This window comes from Vibrio sp. D173a, from assembly GCF_030248475.1.
This window is the reverse complement of the sequence record NZ_JAHGAH010001201.1, coordinates 1-830: the sequence shown is the minus strand read 5'-3', so window position 1 is coordinate 830 and position 830 is coordinate 1. Positions and strand designations below refer to the sequence as shown.

The window sequence follows — 830 nt, the reverse complement described above, 5'->3', positions numbered from 1 at the left end:
CACACCCGCCTTTAAGGTCTCATATTGACCAATGAGCCCCTCGTTTTTGGGATTCTCCGCGCTCAGTTTGGTGATTTCACTGTCTATGTATTCTAGATCTGGTAACGCTTGCGCCCACGCGTCCACGGTTGTCACCGCAACACACAATGTCAGTATCCATAACATCAAAGTCTTTGATGCATGACTAGGCCTCCAATTGAACACACTTTTCTCCCTACACAGGCTAACTAAACTTACCTAAGTGTAGGAACGATTTAACGATTCTGCTTTTTAATTCAATTAATTAGACTGAAATAAAACAGCCCGCACATTTTCAGTGCGGGCTGTTAGATAAGACAATGAATTTCACAAGATTTTGGCTCTTTAAAGGCTTAAGCTTCCTCAATACTGAGCACTTTCTGTTTTAGTCACGGCGACCGTTAAGCACAAATTCATGCTTGTCAGAAGGTGTCATGAAACGCACACCACCGTCAGACGCTTCGTTGCGACCCTGCAGTTTTGGCTCTGGTGCAATGCGTTCAGATTGAACTTGGTTGTCTGAGGTAAGGGTCATATCAATCGTGCCTGTGTAGTTACCGTCAGAAGCAAAAGCAGTATTCATTGAGATTGCCATTAGACCTAGTGCGATTAGCTTTTTCATACATCACCTCATTTTTCTTTCTGTATTATGCGTTGAGTCGATATCAATTGCTGTTCAATTGAATCTTTCGTTTTGGTGTCTTCAGTTTCGATGTAGTTACTTTAGCGCTAAGCCCTTATTCTCACGAAGAAAACCAAGATTTCCAAAATAGAAACTCACTCGCGGTGCCCCATCTATCAAGGCACATAGA

General features: G+C 42.7%; 2 protein-coding genes. Both read right to left on the bottom strand.

The window, feature by feature from the left end; genetic code table 11:
- On the bottom strand, positions 1-204 hold a 204-nt coding region (locus KIV40_RS32295; RefSeq protein ID WP_285353432.1), incomplete at its 3' end, for a hypothetical protein.
- A gap of 199 nt (positions 205-403) precedes the next feature.
- Complete coding sequence (locus KIV40_RS32290; RefSeq protein WP_285353431.1) at positions 404-640, bottom strand: hypothetical protein; 237 nt, start codon at positions 638-640, stop codon at positions 404-406.
- Positions 641-830: the final 190 nt, after the last annotated feature.